The sequence below is a fragment of the Cytophagales bacterium genome (genome assembly GCA_019456305.1).
Classification (GTDB): domain Bacteria; phylum Bacteroidota; class Bacteroidia; order Cytophagales; family VRUD01; genus VRUD01.
In genome coordinates this window covers 23,318-49,551 of record VRUD01000018.1, presented here as the reverse complement: position 1 = coordinate 49,551, position 26,234 = coordinate 23,318, and the positions used below count along the sequence as shown (strand labels likewise).

Here is a 26,234-nt window from a genome sequence, read left to right as displayed (position 1 = left end):
GTGAGGCTGTCGGCAGTAGCTGTTGATTGATTAGCCGGGTCATCCCATAAGTAAGTGTAATTACCGGATTCACCGCTTACCGTTACAGAGATCGAACCATCATTACAACCGGCACATGATTCCAGGGTAGTTGAAATAATTCCGGAAAGAGCAGCAGGTTGTGCAATAGTAACCGTTGCTGATAAAGTATCTGATGTAGTATCTATTACTGCTACTAAATTAACGCCAGCACAAAGATCTGTTGCCGTATCGTTGGTTAGCACTAAACTATCATTCCATAAATATGTATAAGGTGGAAAACCTCCTGAAACAGTTACAACTGCCCATCCGTCACAACCACCGTTACAGGTAGCACCGGCTGATGATGAGATGGATACAGAGAGTGGAGCAACTTCTATGGTATCTGTGAGAACAATACTGGTACCACAAACAGTGTCTGTAATAGTTACACTGTAAACACCGGCCGTGAGGCTGTCGGCAGTAGCTGTTGATTGATTAGCCGGGTCATCCCATAAGTAAGTGTAATTACCGGATTCACCGCTGGCGACCACGGAAATTGTGCCATCATTACAACCGGCACATGATTCCAGGGTAGTTGAAATAATTCCGGAAAGAGCGGCAGGTTCTGCAATAATGACCATTGCTGATAAAGTATCTGATGTAGTATCCATTACCTCTACTGAATAAACGCCAGCACAAAGACCCGTTGCCGTATCATTAGTTTGTGCTGTACTATCATCCCATAGGTATGTATATGGTGGAAAACCTCCTGTAACACTTGCAACTGCCCATCCATCGCACCCACCGTTACAGGTAGCATCGGCTGATGTTGAGATTGATAAAGAGAGTGGGGCAACTTCTATGGTATCTGTGAGAACAATACTGGTACCACAAACAGTGTCTGTAACAGTTACACTGTAAACACCCGCTGTGAGGCTATCAGCCGTGGCTGTAGTTTGATTAGCCGGATCATCCCATAAGTAAGTGTAATTACCGGATTCACCGCTGGCAACCACTGAAATTGTGCCATCATTACAACCAGCACATGATTCCAGGGTAGTTGAAATAATTCCGGAAAGAGCAGCAGGTTCTGAAATAGTAACCGTTGCTGACACAGTATCTGATATCGAATCAACTACCATTACTGAATACACGCCTGGACAAAGACCTGTTGCCGTATCGTTGGTTTGTGCTAAACTATCATTCCATAGATATGTATAAGGTGGAAAATCTCCTGTAACAGTTGCAACTGCCCATCCGTCACAACCACCGTTACAGGTGGCACCGGCTGGTGATGAGATGGATACAAAGAGTGATGGAAGATCTAAATTTACATTATCAATAAAAAGGTTATTGCCATAGCCGTTGATGTTAACGAATTTGATTCTTACAATAGTATTAATATAAGCAGAAAGATCAACCGTATCATTGCGCCACTCGCTCGGACCAGAAGGAAACCAACTACTGGTGGTAGGCGGTGCCGTTTCAAGAGCAGGGCCAAACTTATTATAACCTGTTGGGGTATATGTAACCCCGCAATCTGTGGATATATCAATGCGCAGGCCATCAAATAATGTAGAACTATAGGCTGCATAAGCTATATCAAAAGTCATCATTGCAGAAGACATACCTGTCAGATCTACAGGTTCAATGATCAGCTCATCTTCTGCACCGGTATTGTTGTAAGAGAAGTTGTTGATATATGCTGTTGTAGTAAAAGCGCCATCACTGCCTGTAACATTGGTTCTCACATCCCAGGTTCTCGATCCACCCGGATCAACAATATTCCATTCAACAGGCGGGAAGATGCCGCTTTCAAAGCCCTCCGCAAACGGGATCGTTGCCCCTATATCTACTATGATATAAGAGGTTTTGGTAACAGGGTTACTACCGTATGCATTGGAAGTTGTAAGCGTAACATCATAAAAACCTGAAGCGGTGAACTGCACCTGTGGATTTTGTGAATTGGCAGTTGTTGCGTTTACAAAGTTCACAGTGCCGGGCGAGAAGCTCCATGACCAGGAATTAGGTGCATTCAAACTCACGTCAGTGAAGGTAACCGTCTTGCCAATACAGGTATTGGTATTATCGGCAATAAAATTAGGGATCGGTGGCGCTTGTCCTTCAAATATTACAATATCATCAATGGCCATGTCGCTGGTTATACCCAAACCGGTAATCCCCCGGAAACGCAGGTTGGTCATCTGCCCGGTGTAAACGGTAAGATCAACCAATGCCTGCTGCCAGCTATTTCCCTTGTTACCGATAAGAGGTATCATAATATCGTTGGTCCATATACCTGAATCCAGGATATCCAGGTGCAATTCCCCCATACTGGCGCCATACATATGGTACCAAAAGCTGAGTTGTGGTTGAACTGAACCACTCAGGTCTATGCATGGTGTTACCAGAAGTGCTGTTTTATTCTCATTACAACCTGCGGTGCCAGAGGCTTCTACATAAATATAGTTTCCGGAAATAGTGCCGGGTGCGTGATCAGTAGATGGACCTGTATTACTTGAAGCTGTTCCCCCTTCATCAACCCTCCAATCCAGATCATCAATTACCAGGTTTTCTTCATTGACCCAACCCTTTGAGAGGTCACATATAATATTTTGGCTACAACTGAATGAGGTAGCGCAAGGTTCAAAAGATTCAAAATCTTCCACAAATGCAGAAGATGGCCCTATACCTGCTTTTATATATGAAGACCTGGTGAGTGTATCATTTCCGAAAGTATTGATAACTATAAGCGTTACATCATAAGCTCCAGTGGTTACAAATTCCACCTGGGGATTTTGTGAATTTGCCGAGGTTCCGTTTACAAAGTTTATAGTACCAGGCGAAATAACCCATGACCAGGCGTTCGGTACATTCACACTCAGGTCGCTGAATATCACTGTTTCCCCACTGCAAATAAAAGTTTTATCAGCAACAAAATCAGCAACCGGAGCAAGCGTTGATTCTATTATGGAAATATCATCAATTGCCATATCGCTTTGGTAACCTGATCCGGTGATTCCACGAAAACGAATATTAATGATCTGCCCTGTGTAAGGCACAAGGTTCACCTTTGCCTCTTTCCAGCTATCTCCCTGGTCACCTGAAACCGGGATCATAATATCATTGCTCCACGTACCTCCCTGCAGGATATCAACATGCAATTCCCCCATATCAGCGCCATACATGTGATACCAAAAGCTGAGCTCCGGCAGGGTTGCAGCGGTCAGGTCAATACAGGGTGTGATCAGATGTGCTGATCTGGTATTACAGCTTCCTGAAGCTTCCAGGTAGAGATAGTTACCGGTAGAAGTGCCGGGTGCGTGGTCAATAGTAGGCCCGGTATTACTTGAAAACGTACCTCCATCGTCAGTTCTCCACTCAATATCATCAAAAACCAGGTTTACATCATTGATCCATCCATTAACAAGGTTACAGGTAGTAATTTCACAATCAGCCGTAGTTGCACAAAGAGCAAAGGTTTCAAAATCTTCAGACCAGGGAAGGCCAACGAGCGTACCCGTAACTACCTCAATCATCGTCTTGCTCGTATCATTATAAGCATTTCCATCTGAAGGATAATCTGCCCACGCAGATATATTATAATTACCTGGTACTGAAAAATTTTCGGCAGATAAGAAATTATGTACTGCAGAACTGCCCGGTGCAAGGGTATCCGGAAAAGTATCATTTACCACCGGCCCGCCATTGACCTGGTAGTGCAATGGAATAGTTGAAATAGTATCAATGCCGTAATTGTTCAACCGAATTGAGACGGTCACAGATGAGTAATCCTGGCAACCCTGTAATGTTCCACCTGTTGGATTGATGATCTCAGTGAGGGCTGCGTCAATGGGTATGGCACAGTTGAAGGTTCCCGGATTTTTTTGTATGGCAATGGCTCGTCTTCCTCTGGCATTGGCTGGAGCTAAGGCTTTTACACTAAACCAATATTCTAAAAGCGGGTTGATACCGTAAACCACAATGGAGTCAGCGCTCGTGGTGCCGATCGAATCCATATACATACTGCCCAGCATGCTTATTTCATAACCTGTGGCACCGGTTACAGTGTCCCAGTTTAGTTGTATAGTATCAGGGCATGCCCAGTCTATTGCCAGGTTTTGAGGCACACCAATGATTGAAAAAGTAGTATCGCTCACATCACTGAAAGCCCCCCTGGTAACCCTGACCAATGCCTCTCCGGTAAGGACACCAGGCACTGTCCAGTCATAATATCTTTGTGCTGCACTGACTGAACCTATAGTAATCCAACTGGCGCCATTGTTAATGGAGTATTCTAACAAAAAAGTCAGGATAGATCCATAAGCATCCCAGCGTAATAATTCTGTCTCTCCCGGTACAAAACCTTCACCACCAATTGGATAAGTAAGCGTAACATCATCATCAGGAAATTCATAAACGATATAATACTTTTGAGGGCCTTGCGGCACCTGGAATCCATTTACCGTAATAGTATAGCTACCTGCTGGCGGGTTGTCAATGGTCACCTGTTCCATGTTATTCAGATCATCCACTGCTCTGACAGCATTTAAATTTAAGTTAACAGGATTAGGAGTGGGATCCAATACCCAGGGATCATAAACCACAGCGGAAGGGTCGGTGACCTGCATATTCAGGTCATTGACCAATGCTTTCGCAGCGGCAGGCGCTCCTTCATAATCCAGCCAGTAAAGCATTACTCTCAATTGCTTGGCGCCTGCCGGGACGGTTAAATTATGGGTATTGGCGCCTCCCTGGCTTATTGCAGAATCCAGGTACCGGTTATCTTCCAGTGTTTTCACAGCCCTGAATGCATTAACCCTTCCCCAGCCGAATGAAAAGTCAGGGCCAGGATTTCCGAGGTCTTCAGCCGTATTTAATAAACAGGCTTTTAGTAACGGTGATTCAGGATCTGCACCGGAATTGAGCTCACGGTAAGCCTGGTATAATTGAGCCAGAACACCTGCAATTCCGGGCGCTGCCGCAGAAGTGCCTCCTCCAACCTGGTAAGTATTGGGATCATCGGTTGATAGTTGGCCAACACCATTGGCACAAATATCGGGCTTAATTCTGCCATCATCAGCAGGGCCCCTGCTGCTGCTGCTTACAAGAGCATCCTTATCATTAAGATTTCCACAGGCGATCACATTCTTACCCTGCTTATAACCACCCGTAATATTCCCCCAACCCGTACCTGCTCCATACCCGCAATCACTGTTGCCGCTATTACCACCTGAGAAAACATGGATTAACGAAGGATTTTGCCTGATCATCTGGTCACCCGAACTGGCATTTGTTGTATAGCCAGCATTACAACCCTGGCTGTAGGATGTAGAGGTAATCACTACCCCAAAATTTGTGAGGTTACTTGGAGCATCAAGAATATGGTTGTAGCCGGAGATATCATACACGTATAAAAAAGCGCCAGCAGCCATCCCCTTGATAGTTGGGTCTATATTGCCTGCACCCATCATAATCCCGGAAGTCATATCGCCATGATTGCCGGTATTGGCTGTAGTATTTGATTGATCTACCCTGCCCTGGTAGTCAATATGAGGGCCAATGGGGCCATCATCGCCAAGCGCACAACTAACCCCTGTTCCGTCATAATGTCTTCCCAAAGCATGATCAGAGTCTAATACATTTGCCCTGTGAAGGGTTCTTCCTTTTGTATCATCAGGAACCGAAGGAGATGCAATGGGTTCAACCCATGAGATAAAAGGCAGGGAGGCTATGCTTTCAATCTCTGAAATATTTACCCTGATCGTGACAAGATACAAATAATCATAGGCGCTTATAATCTTGATACCACGTTCAATTAATAATTTTTTTGCTTTGGTGGGATCTATGTTTTTATAATATTGAACAACTATATCTATGCTATTATCACCATATAACGCCCAGTCTGGGTAGGGCAGCGTTTTCAGCCGGTTATCTATTTTATAGTCCGCTTCAATACTGATCACACTTCTTACATTGAGCTCTTGTAACGATCCGGGATCAAAATTTTCAGGAATGGATGCAGCATAAGTATTATGTGGTATATAATTTAATAATTGGATCCCCATACTTTCTATTTCTTCACGATCATCCCGGTTTGGTATTTCATAAAATTGAATGAATTTGAAATACCGCCCTTCAAACTTTTCCCCTGCTTTAATATCAGGCTCATTAATAAAATCCCGGAGGTTTTCCTCTGGCATCACAGAAGCCGATTTTAATAACAGCTCATATTTGCCTGAGGATTGTTTCACCTGGGCATTTGAGTAATTAGGCAATAAAAACAAGCAGCATAAAAGGGCAATTTTACAAAGACCTCCCGGCTTTGTCGGGACAGACCATATCCGGGATCCTGTTTTTTGAGCACGCAAATACTGGCGCTGGTAACCGGGTTTTGAGCAATAATTTTTCATGATTACAAAAAGTCGAAAATTTCCAAAGTTAAAAGTTTCAAATGTAGGGATAGTTTTTATTTAATGGGTAAATTTTGGGAGAAAATTTGATAATGATAATAAAATTGAAAGAGTTTGTTGGCTTTTACTCATTCTCTACCATCCTTTTTATAAACAAATTGAAGATTGTGTCTATTTATGGCTGACTAACTCCGCCATTTATGGCGGAGATAATCAAACTATACAAACCCTGGGCTTTAGCCCGTTTTTAGCATAATTGGGCTAAAGCCCTGTCAGTTTTATTCTTTAATGTCCACGCCATAAATGGCGTGGTTAGTCACTCATACATATTCAAAAGTATAAATCTTGTGCGACCTAAACGCATATACCTATAAAATTAATCACACATTTAATTAAGCGTAATTTTTAAAATACACAGCAGATTTTTTTTGAGTATTGGATATCGGAAATTAGGTTTACTAACCCTCCAAAACCTATGCCATCTGAGGGTTAGTAAACCTACTACTAAGTTTCATAATAAAGAGTATTTATGAAATTAGGTACTACTGCAATTTGTGCACTATCAACACAGAGCAATAGTACCCATATTCTGATTGGGGGTTCCAGGCTATTCCGATGCCGGCATGGGTATGCTGGCGATCAAATCTTCCTATTCCTAACAAGTGCTTTCTATGTCCTTTTGACCATTCACCTTTATCTTTGATCAGGTCTTTTATGAATTTGTCCGGAGATTCACTATATGCTGAAATTGATTCTACATTATTGGCTTTGGGGTCTTTTTCATAAATAAACCCCTTCTTGTCATATTCAGGCAAAGGATAACCTGCCTGCCACAGAACCGTATTCATGCCTTTGCCATTTTTATCAATATGATCAAAATAGTTTTTTGCAGCCATATCTTCTGCTTTCATCTGTGCCAACCTGGCTAAAGTAGTATCCCAGGTTAAGGATCTTTTAGGCAGCTTCCATAATAATGCCGGTATAAAATATTTAAAGGCATATATTTGTGGAAATTTTCTTACTTTATTTAATTGTTCAAAGTTAATTTGAACAGCTTTTAACAATTCATCTTTTTTATGTTGACAAAATGAAACCCTCACGTACAAAAGTAAACAAAGAACGATGAAAATAGCTTGAGGGTTCACCCGGCTTTTAAAAGTATAATGTATCATGATCAATCAAGTGATAATTTAATAAATCTAAAATTGAACAACCGTCCAATAAACCCCCTTCACCACTTCTGCCATTTTATCAAAATTTAAAGTTTCAATCTTGTCTGTTACTTCATGGTAGTTGGGATTTCTGAAAAACGATGTATTGGTGATCATGACTGCCTGGTAGCCATGGTTCCAGTAATTTAAGTGGTCTGAAAAGTCAATACCCGGAAGCAAAACCGGAGCATTAATGGAATACACATCTATATTTGAACCTAAAATCATGCTTTTTTTGATCTGCTTCACTATTTTTCTCTGCCATAGTTTGCCTACCACAGCAATAAAATTTGCTTTGTCAGAATAAAACCATTTAAGAAAAAATACCGGGAAATGCTGTGACCCCGGTTCATCTCTGTAAAACCCTATCATCTCCAGGCTGATCATGGCTTTTACTTTAACACCGGCTTTAGCCAGAGACCTGGCATGAACAGCGCTTCCCATATACTTTGTACGAAAAAAAGGAGGCTCTTCAAGACTATATGCAACAAGGTCTATGCGATATTTTAATTGAGGTTTTAATTCATTTATCATCCTGCCCGTTTCTAACAAGCCGGCAACGCCACTGGCATTATCATCTGCACCGGGCTGGTCACCGCAAACGTCATAGTGTGCACCAATAATGATCCGTGGCGCATCTTGCGGGCCAAACGAACAGATGATGTTTTTATATTCAGAATCTTCAACAGTATAATTTTGTACTTCTACATCAGATCCCAGCTTTTTAAATTCAGAAAAGATATAATCAGCGCTTTGGTTAAGTGAAGAAATATAGTTGAAATTTCTTGGCGGATCAATGGAAGTAAGCGCTTTTACATCAGCATAAAGGCGATCTTTGTTTACAGGTATTTTCGGTTTATTGTTATTTGATGAACTCATGAGCGGATTGGTTAAAAGATAAATAGTCAGGAGCAAAAATAAGGTAATGATTGATAATATAATAAATATTTTTTTCATTAAGGAAAATTAATCGTGTTCATGTGTTCCTGAGAGTAAACATGAACACATGAACACTACAATAAATATTCCTCCAATGGCTTCGGAACAATGATCTTAATTTTCACGCAATCCAATAAAAGGTTGGTATCAGACAATATCAAATGTGAATTGTTGGGAAGCGTCTCATCAAATGCTTCACCTACTCCTAAAAATATAATCTTCATTGCAGATTTGTAATGTTATCTAAAATTTCGCAAAATATAAACAGTCAAGGTAATAACTCTCACAATTCGGAATAAAAATAAATTAGCTGTCATGTTAAATGTTTGCCAACAACCTTATACGTGGTGTTTGTACCATTAAACTTTTGAGTGACTTTTCGGAGTGGACTCAACACTTAAACATATAAAAGACATGAAACTTATACACAACATTAAAATCTCTTGCGTCAGAGCTATCTTAATTAGTTTTGGCGTATTATTTTCATCTACTGTTTTTAGTCAAACACAATCCCAAAGACAACAAATTCTGACAGCAACAAATGTAACGGTTCTTAATCCATTAGCTATATTTTGGGATAGTTTAGCTACGCAACAAAAAGCCGAAGCTGAGCAATGGGCAATAGATAATGGTGCTCCTGTAAGAGACACACTGCCAGATGGAGGTGCTTTTGAAATTATGAGAATAAGGGATGGTAGGCCAATTTATTATGTAACTTTTAATGTAAATGCCGCTCAAACCGTTTCAACAAACGAAGTTTGGACAGGAGGAAATGCTGGTTTAAATTTGGATGGATCTGGAGTAATAATTGGAGAATGGGATGCTGCAATTCCGTATGCTAACCATCAAGAATTAATCGGAAATGTGATTGCAAAAGACCCTTGGGGTAGTGTACCACTCAACTGGAGGCAACATGCTACCCACGTGGCAGGTACAATGATAGCTAAAGGAGTTGATCCACTTGCCCGAGGCATGGCTTCAGGAGCTATATTGCACACCTATGATTGGTATTCGGATTTAAGTGAAATGACAGATTTTGCAATTTCAGGATACTTACTATCCAATCATTCTTATGGAAATATTAATGGATGGGTAGCAAATATTGATGGTTGTACGTGGAAATGGTTTGGCGATCCTGTTGTTGATCCCAACGAAGATTATAAATTTGGTTTTTACTCTCAGGAAACTCGTAATTGGGATGAACTTGCTTTTAATGCTCCATATTATCTTATTGTTCAGGCAGCAGGAAATTACAGAGGTGATGGTCCTGGTATAGGAAATACATATATTTGTAGTGGTACTCAAACAGCAACTCAGGAAAATAATGGAGGATCAGATGGCTATGATTGTATTCCAGATGGTCCTGGTATTGCTAAAAATGTTTTAACGGTTGGTGGTATTGATGATATTATTAGTGGTTATTCTAGCCCTTCTGATGTTGTTATGTATACTAAAAGTAGTTGGGGGCCTACTGATGATGGCAGGATTAAACCGGATTTAGTTGCTAATGCTACGGCTCTATATTCCTCTTCATATTTTTTCCCTTACGCAACTGCTTACCAAGATAAAACAGGTACTTCAATGGCTTCAGCCAGCGTTACCGGTTCATTAGCCCTTCTCCAGCAACACTATTCCAATACTTATGCCGGCTCATTTATGAAATCCGCAACGCTAAAAGCATTGGTCATTCATACGGCTGATGAAGCCGGTTCAGCAAATGGTCCTGATTATCAGCATGGCTGGGGCTTATTAAATACAGAAAAAGCTGCTAATTTGATCACACTGGACTCTTCTAATTGCTTCAAAAATATACAGGAATTGATATTAAATAATAATGATACTTTTACATTCACTTTTGATTATGACACCTCACAACAATTTATAAAAGCTACTATCGTGTGGAATGATCCTGCAGGAACTCCGGTTGCAGATACACTCAACCCTCCTGATCTTATGCTGGTTAACGACCTTGACCTGCGTATCATCCGTCAATCTGACGGACAGATTTTTTACCCTTGGACCTTAGATCCAACAAATTCTTCAATCCCGGCAGATACAACACAAGATAATTTCCGGGATAATGTAGAACAAGTATATTTGAGTACACCTACGTCTGGAACATATATTGTTAAGGTTACACATAAAGCGACTTTACAGGGAGTAAACCCGCAAGCATTCTCCATGATCATTTCAGGAGGTGTTTTTGATCTATCTCAGGTAAGAGTGAAAATATCTCCAACACATGTTTTATGTATTGGAGACAGCAACGGTACTGCTACAGTAATAGCATGTGGCGGAACCCCACCTTATACCTATTTATGGAGTAATGGTCAAACAAATGATACGGCAACTGGTTTGGCAGCTGGTAATTATAGCATTACTGTAACAGATACAAACGGTATTATGGTAACTGACAGTGTAACAATAAATGAACCACCTGCTATCACAATTACAATGTTTGCACAAGATCCCTTTTGTAACGGCAGTATTGATGGCTTTGCCCAAATAGCTGTTACCGGGGGCAATCCTGAATATACTTTTTTATGGAGTACCGGTGAAACTTCACAAACAGTATTCCCGTTAGGAGCCGGGTCCTATACTGTTATTGTAACCGATGCAAATGGCTGTACCGCAACTGACAGTGCTACACTAATTGATCCACCCGTGTTGATTGTAACATCATCATCAGCAACAGATGTTTCATGTAATGGAGGTAGTGATGGTACAGCTACTATAGCAGGCACAGGAGGTACTCCACCCTATTCCTATCAATGGTGGGATTTTCCATTCACACAACTAATAGCTGCAACAAATCCAGCAACAGGGCTGACTGCCGGAACCTATGTTGGTTATGTGATAGATGACAATGGTTGCTATGACAGTGCCATTGTAACAATCAATGAGCCGACACCCGTGATCTTATCAACTACCACAACCAATGCTTTATGTAACGGTGTAAGCAATGGAACAGCCACTGTTATTGCTACAGGAGGTACGCCTCCGTATTTTTTTTATAAATGGTTTACAACGCCTCCTCAATTCTCAGCAACAGCAACTGGCTTAGCTGCCGGAATTTATCAAGTAGTTGTAGTTGATACTAATTTTTGCATTACTTTTGCAAAAGATACAGTTTTTAATGACGATACTACTTTAACAATCTCTATTTTTACTACTGATGAAGTTTGCATCGGATCTGCTAACGGAACAGCAACAGCAACAGTAATAGGAGGGACACTACCATATACTTTCTTATGGGATGACCCATTAGCACAAACAGATTCTATTGCTGATAGTTTATCAGCAGGTGTGTATTCCGTAACAGTCACTGATTCAAATGGCTGCATCATTACTGCTACTGATACAGTCAAGCTTGCACCACAGCCAATAGCACATGCAGGCACAGATACAACTATTTTTTGTGGAGATAGTGTTACTTTCAGCGCCCAGACTGCAGATACCACATCATTATATGCATGGTCTCCATCTTCAGGCTTAAATGATACAACCTTAGCAAACCCCATTGCTTTCCCGGTTTTTACCACACAATATGTATTAACAGTAACCGACACCGCTACGGGCTGCATAGATTCTGATACGGTAATAATAACAGTAAATCCATTACCAATAGCTGATGCCGGACCTGATACGAATATACTTTGTGGCGATAGCATTATTATTGGTCCCCAAGTAGTTGATACTACCTTATTATATAGTTGGTCACCGGTGACAGGATTAGATAATGCCACAATACCAAATCCTACAGCATTTCCATCTATAACTACCTCATATATCTTAACTGTGACAGATACTGCTAAAAGCTGCATAAATTTTGCCAGTATATTGATAACAGTAGGAAATCCTGTTGCTGGTGCCGGCCCTGATATTACTATTTGCCGAGGAGATAGCATTACTATTGGTACACAGCCATTTGATAGCACATTTTTATTTGCCTGGTCACCGGCTGCTGGTTTAAATGATTCAACGATCGCTCAACCCATTGCATCACCTGATAGTACTACAGCATATTTATTGACCGTAACTGATACTACTACAGAATGTGTAGATTATGATACTGTTTTGGTTTCACTACCTGTCTTTGATTTTGTAAATCCGGTTATTGACACTATTGTATACTGGCAATTCGGCTCATTCAAAGTTTTGGGTGAAGTAATTATAGATAGTGGTGGCGTATTACATATGGGATGGGCTGATTTTGAATTTTCTTATGATGTGATCAATGAACTGGGCAATGATTATGACAGGGCAAGAATAGTGATCAAACCCGGAGGTAAATTAATATCAAATTATGATACCTTAACCGGATGCGGTGGAGGTATATGGGATGGCATAGAAGTTAGAGGTGATGAAACACTTCCACAAAATGATGCCGATCAAGGAGTATTGGAAATGAATCAATCTTCCATTGAAAATGCTCAAATTGGGATTCTTTGCGGGATCAGACCGCTTATTAATGCTAAATTTCGTCCTTCATCCGGCGGTATTGTTAGAATAAATAATTCTGATTTTATCAATAATAGATTAGCAGTAAAAATGAATAATTACCCTGACTTTGAGCGGGTAAGTTACTTTAATAATTGTAATTTTCAATATGATGCTGCTTCACCTTATGAGTATAATCCTTTTGCTACAGAAAAGATTGTTTTTGTTCATCTTATCGATACCTATGGAATCACATTTACCGATAATACCTTTACTGTTGACGCTACTGCATATCTACCTGATGAAAGAGGAATTGCTATAAAAGGAGAAAGCGCTGGCTTTAATATGGTATCAAGTTCAACCGGCAACACCTTTGATGGTTTAACCTATGCCATAAAATCAGATCTTTTTAACTCTATTTCAAGACAGGTAATAATTGACGGCAGCACTTTTAATAACGTACAACGAAGTATTTATATACAGGGGGGTACTTCCGATGAAATCACAAATAACACCTTTACCAATATCCCCAATGCCGATGCGCTGGGCGATCATACCTATGGTGTCTTTTTGGTGAGCTCCAGCGGATTTATTGTTGATGGCAACACTTTTAGCGGTGTTACTGTTTCAAGCAGCAGCCCTTTAACTGCCGGTTCGCATGGAATAGCCATTGAAAACTCAGGTGCACAAGGCGGACGTTTTTTTGATAATGATTTTGAAAAAACCGATTTTGCAGTGCATACCCAGGGAGATAACCAGAACCTCAAGATAAGATGCAATAAGTTCGGAATTAATGGTGGGCCTCATGGACACACAGCATGGTATGTATTTGATGGTTCTTTAAAACAGCAAGGCGGTGCAAATTGTGTTACCGATCCCTCTCAAGCTGCCGGTAATCAATGGATGTACTCATGCCCGCCAAGTACTGAAAGGGATATCTTTACTAATGTAGGGTTTGCTTATTATGCGAATCCATTAGATAAGGATAATTTTCCAACAACTGTTCCTGATTGCAGCACACCTGCCTGGAAATCATTCTTCCTGGTAACCAATTGCCAGGATAAAACAATTACCTCATGTGACGATCCTACACAGGGAAAAGTAAACCCGGGAGGATGTGGAAGCGGTTTTGACCAATGGGTAACGGACATTAAAGACCTTATCGCTAAACACCTGGCTGCTTTGGAAGACTACCGAAAGAGATTGCTTGACCTGATACAATTAAGAGATGGCGGGGATAAAAAGGCATTGTTACAATATATTGACCAAACACCCGCTGTTTCAGCAATTAATTTAAGAAACAGGCTGCTAAATTCATTACCACTTTCAGATGAAGTGATCAAAACAGTTATTACCAGAAGGCCCCCGTTGCCACCGGGTATGCTCAAAGATGTATTGATACCCAATGCTCCGCTAAATGAAGATATTATGAATGAGCTTAGAAACAAAATTCCTCCATTGCCTGTCACTGTTATGCAGGATATTGAAAATGCTCAATACAATGCGCCTCTATATCCTAAGGAAGAAGAATTGAAAAAACAAATTACCTGGCATGAAGGTGAAGCCATTTTACTGGAGAATGAACTGATCAGGGAGCTGCCAAAATGTGCCAGGGTACCTGAACTGAAAACATACCTGCATGGATCACCCCTTGCAGAATCAAAAAAAACACTTGCCCGGCTATACTATGCTGATAAGGATTTTATAAATGCAAGGTTAATGCTCGATACTGTGATGTGGATCACCAATAAAGATTCAATCTTTCTGGATAGTACCAGTCATGCCCATAATTGGAAAGAAAATCAAAACTTTTCTAAACTGACGTTCACTTTTATTGAAGCAGGTGAGCAGGGTAAATCCATACTTACAAAAGATTCAACAGGCAAAACCATTACTGAATTGGATACCATACAAATACAAAGGGTAAGGGAAGTATGCAAGGCGAAAGTGAAAGTATCTGCAGATGCTGAACTGATACTTGCAAAAGTGGAAGGCGGGCAATTTTATCACCTTATTAAGAAAGGTAACAACAATATTGCCAGATTGCATAAAGATGGGGATAATGAAAGTATCCGCGAAGAATTAGAAACACAGACAGAAGATAAGTTAATTCAAATAATCCCAAACCCTGCCAATGAGATTGCCTGGATAATCACCATGCAAATGAATAGCGAAGAAAATGCAGAAGTGCTGATATATGATATTTTTGGTAGGATTGTGCAAAAAATTAAACTCAACCAGGGAACAAATCAAACAGCGCTAAATACTAAATTACTTAAAAGTGGTTTATACATTTATAAATATACAATAAACAATGAAATTATAAGAAATGGGAAGATAACTATTGTAAAGTAATTCTGATTAAAAATTAATAACAATTTATTTTTATGAAAAATTATCTTCCATATAGTTTCTTACTTATTAGTTGCATAGTATCTCAACTTTGCTGCTCACAAATAGTTTTTAATCAAAAATATAATACCAATAATTCTCCATCCAGAGCCAATTCGGTTATCCAAACAACAGATAGTAGTTATATTGTTGTTGGTACTACTTCAAATGCTCTTGAAATGTATATTTTAAAAGTTAATTCTATTGGTGATACTTTATGGTCAATAGTATATGATTTAGGAATAGGAGGGGGGGATATTATATATAATGGATTACAGGTAGATGATGAGAATATTCTTGTAGGGGGAGTAACAGCTGATATTAGCCAAATGAAATCAGATGCTTTTTTAATAAAATTAGACAATTACGGCAATAAGATTTGGGAACAAAAATACGGGCTTTTTACTAATAGTGAAGGATGTTATGATATCAAACAAAATCAAGATCAAGGATTCATTTTTGTAGGTTGGAGATATAATATAGATAGTAGTGGAAACAGCACTGATTCTGATGTCTATTTAGTAAAAACCGATAGTTCAGGAATAATGCAATGGGAACAAATTTATGGAGGTGTTGATTATGATTTAATAAGATCAATAGATTTTACCAGTGACAGGGGATATATTTTAGGGGGTACAACTTTTAGCTTTGGTTTAGGCCCCTATGATCTGTATTTGATCAAAACAGACAGTGCCGGTAATTTTCAATGGCAAAAAACTTTTGGTGACAGTATGCGTGATTATGGAAATTCGGTAGTAACAACTAATGACGGAGGTTATGTATTAGTAGGCGCTTCGGAGGTAAGTACGGATAATTATGAAGCGTACATCGTAAAAACTGACAGTACCGGTAATATTGAATGGGAACGCACTTTTGGAAAAGGACCGGAATATGATGAATTTACAAAAGTAAAAATATTACCTGATGGAAGTTATATTGCTTGTGGAAACACGCTTGATTACAGTGGTACAAGGAACAAGCCGGTAGGATTTATAATGAAAATAAGCCCCAGCGGAGACAGCTTATGGTCAAGAACGTATGATTACTACACCAGCGACAGCACCGATCATTACTTTTACGGCATGGATCTCACATACGATGGTGGTTTTGTGATGTGTGGTATGGTGATCAATAATAAGACTGTCACAAAGAATGATGTGTGGTTAGTGAAGACAGATTGTATGGGGTATGATACGATCACTCCTTCTGCTCAGGCTGGTTTTACTTATAACCTTGATACTATTATAGCTGGTTTTACTTTTACAAATCTAAGCCAGTATGCAACAGAATACTTGTGGTATTTTGGTGATGGTGATAGCAGTACAGCAGTCAATCCTACTCATATTTACCCTGATACAGGTAAATATGTTGTAACTTTAATTGCCAAAGGATGTGAGGAAGTCGAGAAAGATACTGTAACAGATACGATTACTGTAATACTTACCGGTACTTTATCACAAACAAGTTACGGTGTACTAATGAAAATCTATCCAAATCCGGCAAATCAATCAATTACTATTCTTTATGATCTACCTGCAAATACAAAGAAATGTTTTATATCTTTATACAATTTCATAGGCAGAAAAGTTAAAGATTATCCGGCCAATCAAAAACAAAATTCATTGACCATTCGTATAAATGATATAGAAACAGGAGTGTACTTTATGCAGTTGGCAGCAGACGGGGTGATAGTTGCAAGGGAGAAAATTGTAATCGTTAAATAATAAATTGAAAGCATGAAAAATTTAAAGAATAGCATTATTCCTTCATATTTAGTATTATTCTTAATTATATGCAATTATCACGCTTATGGCGCAAGCGGTGGTTGTGATATTACAAATCCTGATCCCAATTATCCTCCCAATTTCTGCCATATGGATGTACCTACTCTCAATGTTGACTTTACAGGAAATCCTGATAGTTTGTGGTGCGCCCCTGATACAATAATAAGAAATTGCCAGTGCTGCGGTGTACCCGGAAATCTAGATTGTTTTCAATTTTTTGTTACGATGGATCCTGGCGCTGAATGGGTGACGCTCAAGTGTAAGTATCCTTTTTGTCCCCCGGGAATGGAAATTTATGTGGAATGTACACAACCTTCATATACATGGATACCAGGTGGAGCAGATATATGTCTTAATACGAAAGGAGTTGGCCCATATCAAATTTCAGCATGTAAACAGGGTGTAGATACAGCAGGTTTCTGTATTCAGTCACACCCAAAACAAAATATATTTGTTGAACCTGATGTTTTTTTCTATTGTGATACTACAGGTATGGATTCATGGCAAGTACCTTTTACATTTGATACACTTACCAATTTCACATTAACATTTGGAGATCCTTATGCCTGTATAAGCGATACTTTTGTTGTAGATACTTCTTCTGCCTGGCCTGATAGTTTAAATATTTGTAATGCTGTGATCACAGGCCCTCTATGGTATCCAGGTGATACTATCTGGCACACTTATGATAGTGCAGGTATTTATTGGGTTACTATATTACACTATTTAACTCCATTTTGTGAAAATTGGGAAGGTTTTAGAGTAATTACTGCAAAAGAGGGTTCCGCTGCGTTTTATGAAAATGATTATACCTATGATGTTGTTGGATGCCATCCTTATACGGTTTATTTCAGTAACATTTCTTGCGGAGTAGTCAGTTATTTATGGAATTTCGGGGATGGTGATACCTCTACGGTTGAGAATCCTGTACATACATTTACCAACCTATCTGCAATTCCAGATACAGTCTATGCGGTAACTTTAATTGTAACAGATTCTTCCGGCAATCAAGATTCTACCACGCATTATGTTACTGTATTCCCAAAACCAATTGCCGGTTTTATCGCTGATACTATTTCAGACAGTTTCCCGCTAACAGTGACCTTTTTTAACACCTCAGCCGGAGCCAACTCATTTATCTGGGATTTTGGAGATGGTGATACCAGTTCTCAACAAAATCCTGTACACACCTATGATAGTGCAACAACTTATTACGTATGCCTGATTGCCATAAATAGTTGCGGTTCAGACACCATTTGTGATACTGTATCTGTAATATGCCCCAATCCTGTTTCAATGTTTGGTTATACAGATTTATTATTAACAGTAAATTTTTCAGATTCTTCAACAGGTGCAGCCAACTGGCTATGGGATTTTGGAGATGGAGATACCAGTACGCTGCAAAATCCCATACATACTTATGACAGTTCAGGGATTTACAATGTTTGCTTAACTGTTACCAATCTATGTGGTTCGGATACCATATGTGATCCTGTAACAGTAGTCTGCCCCAATCCTGTTGCATTATTCGGCTACACAGATTCTTTAATGACGGTTAATTTTTCAGATTCTTCAACAGGTGCAGCCAACTGGCTATGGGATTTCGGAGACGGAATAGGTACTTCTACTGCAAAAGATACAACCTATACTTACGCTTCTGCCGGCGCTTACTGGGTAACTTTAACCGTAACCAATCCATGCGGCAGTGATACAACTACGCGTTTGGTTGCAGTGGATGTGTTGGGTATTAATGAAATATGGTTATCATATAAAATTAAATTATACCCCAATCCTAATACCGGCAATATGCAATTAGATTATGAATTTCAGGAAGGGCAGGAAGGAGAATTGATAATTTTTGATATAATGGGTAGAAAATTATTCACTTACCCTCTTGTAAATGGCAATACCATTAATATAAGCGAGGGTTCATTGAAAAATGGTTTATACTTTTATAAGATCATTATTAACGATGTGATCGTTAAAACTGATAAATTGATAATTTTAAAATAAGTTAATCTTATGAAAGCCTTTCAATATGTATGCTATAAGCGTCTAATTTTGAAGGGCTTTTGTTTTTTTTATTTATATCCTTTATATCCCTATACCCACTAAAATCTCTTTCAATTCACTCAACATCATAGCCGTAGCTCCCCAGACTACTTCTCCATGTATGTCAAAATAAGGTATTCGAATTTCGGATTTTTGATTTCGGGTTTTTGATTTTAGAATGGTGGTTACTTTTACAATACCATCATCCATAATAAGATCAAGCGGCACTTCAATCAATTTTTGCACTTCATTCTTGTCGGGATGAAATAAGGGTTTTTTATTTAAGTATCCAACAAAAGGTTGTACTAAAAACCCGCTGGTAGGTATATAAAGCTCTGACAAGGGACCTATTACTTTTACATCATTTTTCTTGATGCCAATCTCCTCCTCTGCTTCCCTTAATGCTGTATCCTCCAACGATCTGTCACTTTCTTCTTTTTTCCCTCCCGGAAAGCTTACCTGTCCGCTGTGGACTCCATGATCAGATGTTCGTAAAATCAAAACTGTATATATGCTGAACGCAGAGCCCTTTGAGTGATGCTCTTTACCCCTCCAACTGGCGGGGCTATGCTCTATGCGCTTTGCTCCTTTAACAGGATAAAGTAATATCAGTACAGCACTAAGCCTGGGATTTGCATTGAGCTTTAATGCCTCTTCTTTTAATAAACGTCCATAAGGCGCCATCTTGTACTGGGCAACTTCACCTGGCAGGGAATTTTTAAAGGAGCGTGTTAGGTTTTTTATAAAAGTGTTCAATTTATCTATTTACTAATAAGGATTTGGAAGATACAAATATATATTTTCCTAACATTTTTTCTTAAAAAAACGTATTTTTTTCAACAATGAAAAAAAATTTTAAAAATCATTTGTTTATATCATTTCCAATGTTAGATTTGTGCCGAAAATGATTTTGATACAATCATGTACACCTACAGTGATATGAAACATATATTCATTTCATTCGCAATTATTTTCTTCATCAGTTCAATGAGCTTTAAAGCTCTTGCCAGCTCTGATGAAAACACGGATACTGCTGCCGTTGCTCCTGCCACTACTCCTTCTTCTACTGAAAGCGCTGCGATTGGTTTTGGCGTTTCTACCGATGAAGCGATCATATCCCAGGGTAAAATTCTCTTCAGTGATAATTGCACGCAATGTCATGAAGTGAGCAATGATGATGTCATTGGCCCGGGTCTGAAAGATGTGCACAAAAGAAGGCCTCTTGAATGGATACTGAAATTTGTCAAAAATTCCCAGAAGGTAATAAAAAGCGGTGATAAATATGCGGTGGATCTTTTCAATAAACACAACAAAACCGAAATGCCCACCCATGATTTTACAGATGATGAGATCAAATCCGTTGTATCCTATATTATATATCAAAGCGAGCATTTTGTAGAAGTTACAGCTAAGGAAGAGACGGGTGATGGAAAAGTTATTGGCGGATCTGAAAAAACCGGGGATTCTGATAAATATTTTTCAGTTGTATTAGGTGTCTTACTGGTAGTTCTCCTGATCTTAGTAATTGTTCTTTTTCTGATCATTTCTATTCTGAAAAATGTACTTACCCAGAAAAAGGAACAATTAACCGAAACTGAAGCATATCTCGTTGAGCAAAAATTTGACCTGCTTGCGGTGCTGCGGAGCAAAGCTTTCATCGGTATTATCGCATTTATTTTTATTTGTGTAGTTGCCTATTCCGGTATTATGGGCTTGTATAGCATAGGTGTTACACAGGGATATGAACCTCAGCAGCCTATCGCATTTTCCCATAAGCTGCATGCCGGACAATATAAGATTGATTGTAATTATTGTCATACAGGCGTTCGTAAAAGTAAAAATGCAAATATACCATCGCCAAATATCTGCATGAATTGCCATAGCGCCATAAAAACAGAATCTCCGGAAATAAAGAAGATCTATGCAGCTATAGAAAATAATAAACCAATAGAATGGGTGCGCGTTCATAATCTCCCGGACCTGGCATATTTTAATCATTCGCAACACGTAGAAGTCGGAGGTGTTGAATGCCAGACCTGCCATGGTCCGGTTGAAGAAATGGATGTTATAAGGGTGCATGCCCGCTTAACTATGGGATGGTGTATTAATTGTCACAGACGCACAGCAGTAAATGCAGAAGGTAATGCTTATTATGATAAATTGCTTGAAATTCATCAGCAAAAAGGAACAAAAAAGCCTATGGTCGTTGCCGATATTGGAGGGATCAATTGTGTGAAGTGTCATTATTGAACACCCCATTAAATAAAAGAGATTTAACGGGGCAGGCAGATTACACAGATTATAAAATCGTAAAGGTGGTTATTTAAAGGAAAATTTTTAAACGAACTAATATAATGAAAAACAACACTAAAAAATACTGGCAGGGAATTGAAGAACTCAATAAAGATCCTGAATTTTTGGAAAATGCCGGTAAAGAGTTTTCCGAACCTTTGCCGGCATCCTTCTACTCTTTGCCTGCGGGCAGGCAGGTAAATGATCCTAATGGAGAAAATCTCCGGAGTTCCGGTATTTTATCATCCAACAGGCGTGATTTTTTAAAAATGGTTGGTTTCAGTGTAGCCGCAGCATCTTTAGCCGCCTGTGAAACTCCTATCAAAAAAGCTATCCCGTATTTAAATAAACCTGAAGAAATTGACCCGGGAGTAGCCAACTGGTATGCCTCTTCCTATATGGATGGCAGCGATTATTGCAGTGTATTGGTTAAAACAAGGGAAGGCAGGCCGATCAAAATTGAAGGAAACAAGCTTTCAGGCGTAACAATGGGTGGGTTGAATGCCCGGGCACAGGCGTCAGTTTTAAGTTTATATGATAATGGACGGTTAAAAGGGCCGAGAAAAATCGAAAATGGAAAAGATAAATACATTAGCTGGGAGGATGCAGATAAAAAGGTCATTTCTAAATTAGAGAAAATTGCTGAAAATAACGGTCAGATCAGGATCATTTCCTCAACCCTTATCAGTCCTGCCACCAAAAAGGTCGTTGATGATTTCCTGGCTAAATATCCTACCGCCAAACATATTACTTATGACGCCAATTCATCCTCAGCCATATTATATGCGAATAAAGCTACATTTGACAAGTACTTAATCCCTTCTTATGATTTCAGCAAAGCCAATATTATCGTAAGCATTGGAGCAGACTTTCTGGGAACCTGGATCTCGCCTGTAGAATATGCCCGCCAGTATTCAAAGACCAGGAAGATAGGAAAGAGCAGGAAGAGTATGTCACGCCATTACCAGTTTGAATCTGTTTTATCGCTTACCGGCGCCAATGCTGATCATCGTTCTACAATCAAACCATCACAGCAGGGATTGGTGGTTGCGGCTTTGTATAATGAGCTAGCTGAATTAGCCGGAAGGGAAACGATTAACACAGAACCTGTTAAAAATGTAAAATTTATTGATAAAGCTGTTAGTGACTTGTGGCTAAATAAAGGCAGATCATTAGTTGTTTGCGGCTCTAATGATGTTTCTGTCCAAATCCTGGTCAATAAGATCAACCAGTTGTTGATAAACTATGGTAATGCAGTTGAGATAGATGTTCCTTCATTCCAAAAGCAAGGCGATGATGCTGCTATGGGATCATTCATTGAAAATGTAAGAAAAGGAAATATCAGCGCTGTTATTTTTTACAATGCCAATCCTGTTTACGATCATCCTTCAGGGAGTGATCTGGCAGATGCTCTTAAAAACGTTGGCTTAAAAGTTTCTTTTGGTGACAGGGTTGATGAGACAGCAAGCCTGTGTGATTATATTTGTCCCGATCATCATTACCTTGAAGCATGGAATGATGCAGAACCGAAAAAGGGATATTTCAGCCTGGGGCAGCCAACAATTTCACCTATTTTTAAAACAAGAGCAGCACAGGAAAGTCTCTTAAAATGGGCAAATATTCAAAAAGATTATTACAGTTATTTGAAAGAAAGCTGGAAAAGCAATCTGTTTCCACTTCAAACGAAATATACTTCCTTTCAGAAATTTTGGGATAAAAGTTTGCATGATGGAGTTTTTGAATTAGCTCCGAATGTAAATTATACCAGTATCCATGAAGGAATGGAAGGTGAAAAAAACTTTAGTACTGCATTAAATGATCTGGCATCAAAGATAAATAAAAAATATAAGGCTAATCCACAAACAAGTGAGCTTGTATTATATGAAAAGATTGGGATAGGAACCGGCTCACAGGCAAATAACCCCTGGCTGCAGGAACTGCCGGATCCTATCACCAAAGCCTGCTGGGACAATTATTTGTCAGTTTCAGCTAAATATGCTAAAGATCAAGGATTGACACAGGACGATTATGTTAAGATAGAGGCGGGTGATAATTCAGTAGTACTTCCGGTATTAATTCAGCCAGGGCAGGCTTTTGGTACAGCGGCAATAGCCATTGGTTATGGCAGAAAAAATGCCGGCAAGTGTGCTAATGGTATTGGAAAAAATGCTTATCCTTTTGCCTCAATTACAGATGGTTCTCTTAATTTCTCTACCAGCAATGTAAAGATCACCAAAACAGAAAAGCCTCAGGATGAAAACCATAAAGATTTGCATTTGAATACCCGGATTACCAGGGTTGGTAGAGGTGATCGTGGTAATGTAGCCCAGACACAGACCCATCACACCTTCATGGATCGGGATGCTATTGTCCAGGAAGCTACCTTTGAAGAATATTTGAAAGACCCGAAAGCCGGGCGTGATTTTCCAAAAGTACAGACCCATGAAGGGCCTAAAGATCCAAAAGATGTTTCATTATGGCCCAAAGGGCATGAAGAACATGAACACCCCAACCATCATTGGGGCATGGTCATAGATATGAATTCCTGTATCGGATGCAGCGCCTGCCTGATCGGCTGCCAGGCTGAAAATAATGTGCCGGTAGTGGGCAAAGAGGAAGTGCTTAACCGAAGAGAGATGCACTGGATCAGGATCGACAGATATTATAGCAGCGATGCTGAAAAGGATGACCTGGATGGCCTGGACGTCCCTTCAGAAGATCCTGAAGTTACTTTTCAGCCCATGATGTGTCAGCATTGCAACCGCGCTCCCTGTGAAACAGTTTGCCCGGTGCTGGCAACAACGCATAGTACGGAAGGATTGAACCAGATGGTGTATAACAGGTGCATTGGTACAAGATTCTGCGCTAACAACTGCCCTTATAAAGTAAGGCGTTTTAACTGGTTCAAGTATCCCGAAAATGACCAGTTTGATTATAATATGAACAATGAGCTGGGTAAAATGGTTTTGAACCCCGATGTTACAGTTCGCTCCAGGGGAGTGATGGAGAAATGTACCATGTGTGTGCAAAGAATTCAGGAAGGTAAATTAAAGGCTAAAAAAGAGAACCGCAGACCCATTGATGGTGAATTTACAACAGCATGTGCCCGGTCATGTCCCACAGAGGCAATTGTATTTGGTGATATGAACGATCCGAAAAGCAAGATATCTAAAACATTGGAAGAAGAAAACAAAGACAGGGCTTATCATGTGCTTGAAGAATTGAATACGCAGCCGAATGTGAGTTATTTGACGAAGATTAGGAATAAATAATTCAATAGTAATTTACAACTGAATTGTAACTGAATTACAAACAACGACCATGCAAGTAGTATCTTCCGTAAGAGAACCCTTAGTCACAGGCAAAAAAACCATGGGCAATGTGACCGATGACATAACCAGGCAGGTGATTGGTAAACCTACCATCTCCTGGATGCTGACAGTAGGATTTGTGCTCGGACTTTTAACACTTGGAATGATCTCTTTATACTTCACATTATTCGAAGGCATCGGTATGTGGGGATTGAACAAGACAATAGGCTGGGCATGGGACATAACCAACTTTGTTTGGTGGATAGGGATCGGGCATGCGGGAACGCTCATTTCTGCCATATTATTGCTTTTTAGGCAAAAATGGAGAAATTCCATCAACCGTTCAGCCGAAGCAATGACGATTTTTGCTGTGATGTGTGCTGGTTTATTTCCAATTATACACATGGGCCGTCCCTGGGTTGGGTTTTATTGGGTGTTTCCATTACCCAACACATTTGGTTCGCTGTGGGTCAATTTCAACTCACCTTTATTGTGGGATGTGTTTGCAATAAGCACCTATTTTATTGTTTCTTTAGTTTTCTGGTATATGGGCTTAATACCTGATCTGGCCACGATACGCGAAAAAGTCCAAAATAAAGTATCTAAATTCATCTATGGCATATTGAGCTTTGGCTGGATTGGTTCCGTAAAAGACTGGCAAAGATATGAACAGGTAAGCTTGATTTTAGCCGGTATTGCTACCCCGCTTGTATTATCAGTACATTCAGTTGTAAGTATGGATTTTGCCACTACCCTGGTGCCGGGCTGGCATACCACTATATTCCCGCCCTATTTCGTGGCGGGAGCTATGTTTTCCGGCTTTGCTATGGTGTTGACCTTAATGCTTATTACCCGAAAGGTATTTAAGCTGGAAAATTACATAACCAGGGGACACATTGAATCCATGAATAAGATCATAATTCTTACCGGCTCTATTGTCGGTATCGCCTATATTACAGAATTCTTTATTGCCTGGTACTCAGGCGTGCCTTACGAGCAATATGCCTTTATAAACAGGTCTACGGGTCCTTACTGGTGGGCTTATGCGGTCATGATGACCTGTAATGTGTTGTCACCGCAGCTTTTTTGGATAAAGAAAATAAGAAGAAGCTTAATTGGTACATTTATTTTGTCAATCGTGATCAATATAGGCATGTGGTTTGAACGTTTTGTGATCATTACAACTTCGTTGCACAGGGAGTATCTTCCATCTGGTTGGGCTATGTTCTACCCAACGCTCATAGATATGGGCGATTTCCTGTTTTCACTGGCTTTTTTCTTCCTCTGTTTCTTATTATTTGCAAAGGTACTACCGGTGATAAATATGTGGGAGGTGAAGTCAATTTTGAAATCGTCTTCGGATAGGGTGAATGGGAAGGAATCGTAGCACGACATTTATGT

10 protein-coding genes are annotated in these 26,234 nt (G+C 39.7%); 6 read left to right on the top strand and 4 right to left on the bottom strand.

Annotated elements, in window-relative coordinates; genetic code table 11:
• From FVQ77_05725 to FVQ77_05715, 3 genes are all read right to left on the bottom strand, one after another.
• On the bottom strand, positions 1 to 6,413 hold a 6,413-nt coding region (locus FVQ77_05725; GenBank protein ID MBW8049830.1), incomplete at its 3' end, for a S8 family serine peptidase.
• Positions 6,414 to 6,955: 542 nt separating this feature from the next.
• Positions 6,956 to 7,585, bottom strand: a complete 630-nt coding sequence (locus FVQ77_05720) for a CAP domain-containing protein (GenBank protein MBW8049829.1) — start codon at positions 7,583 to 7,585, stop codon at positions 6,956 to 6,958.
• Positions 7,586 to 7,612: 27 nt separating this feature from the next.
• Complete coding sequence (locus FVQ77_05715; GenBank protein MBW8049828.1) at positions 7,613 to 8,503, bottom strand: M28 family peptidase; 891 nt, start codon at positions 8,501 to 8,503, stop codon at positions 7,613 to 7,615.
• Between the two features lie 474 nt (positions 8,504 to 8,977).
• Here FVQ77_05715 and FVQ77_05710 point away from each other — a divergent pair, with 474 nt between their 5' ends.
• Genes FVQ77_05710 through FVQ77_05700 form a run of 3 tightly spaced genes read left to right on the top strand, consistent with a single transcriptional unit; the run spans position 8,978 to position 19,191 of the window.
• Positions 8,978 to 15,358 carry a S8 family serine peptidase gene (locus tag FVQ77_05710; GenBank protein MBW8049827.1) on the top strand — a complete coding sequence of 2,127 codons (6,381 nt, stop codon included), beginning with the start codon at positions 8,978 to 8,980 and terminating at the stop codon, positions 15,356 to 15,358.
• 32 nt (positions 15,359 to 15,390) lie between these two features.
• Entirely contained in the window at positions 15,391 to 17,118 is a 1,728-nt protein-coding gene (locus FVQ77_05705; GenBank protein MBW8049826.1) for a T9SS type A sorting domain-containing protein, read from the top strand.
• A gap of 12 nt (positions 17,119 to 17,130) precedes the next feature.
• Positions 17,131 to 19,191: a PKD domain-containing protein gene (locus FVQ77_05700; protein ID MBW8049825.1), complete on the top strand. Its 2,061-nt coding sequence runs from the start codon at positions 17,131 to 17,133 to the stop codon at positions 19,189 to 19,191.
• Positions 19,192 to 19,272: 81 nt separating this feature from the next.
• Here the strand turns inward: FVQ77_05700 and FVQ77_05695 are convergent, their stop codons facing one another.
• A complete protein-coding gene (locus FVQ77_05695) occupies positions 19,273 to 19,986 on the bottom strand; it encodes a CoA pyrophosphatase (protein ID MBW8049824.1) in 714 nt (237 codons plus the stop codon).
• Positions 19,987 to 20,217: 231 nt separating this feature from the next.
• Between FVQ77_05695 and FVQ77_05690 the strand changes: the two genes are divergently transcribed.
• The 3 genes from FVQ77_05690 to FVQ77_05680 all read left to right on the top strand — a co-directional run bounded on the left by FVQ77_05690 (position 20,218) and on the right by FVQ77_05680 (position 26,220).
• Positions 20,218 to 21,480, top strand: coding sequence for a c-type cytochrome (locus FVQ77_05690; GenBank protein MBW8049823.1), 1,263 nt, complete (start codon positions 20,218 to 20,220; stop codon positions 21,478 to 21,480).
• Positions 21,481 to 21,584: 104 nt separating this feature from the next.
• A complete protein-coding gene (locus FVQ77_05685; GenBank protein MBW8049822.1) occupies positions 21,585 to 24,794 on the top strand; it encodes a 4Fe-4S dicluster domain-containing protein in 3,210 nt (1,069 codons plus the stop codon).
• A 49-nt stretch (positions 24,795 to 24,843) separates the two neighbouring features.
• Positions 24,844 to 26,220, top strand: a complete 1,377-nt coding sequence (locus FVQ77_05680; protein ID MBW8049821.1) for a hydrogenase — start codon at positions 24,844 to 24,846, stop codon at positions 26,218 to 26,220.
• Positions 26,221 to 26,234: the final 14 nt, after the last annotated feature.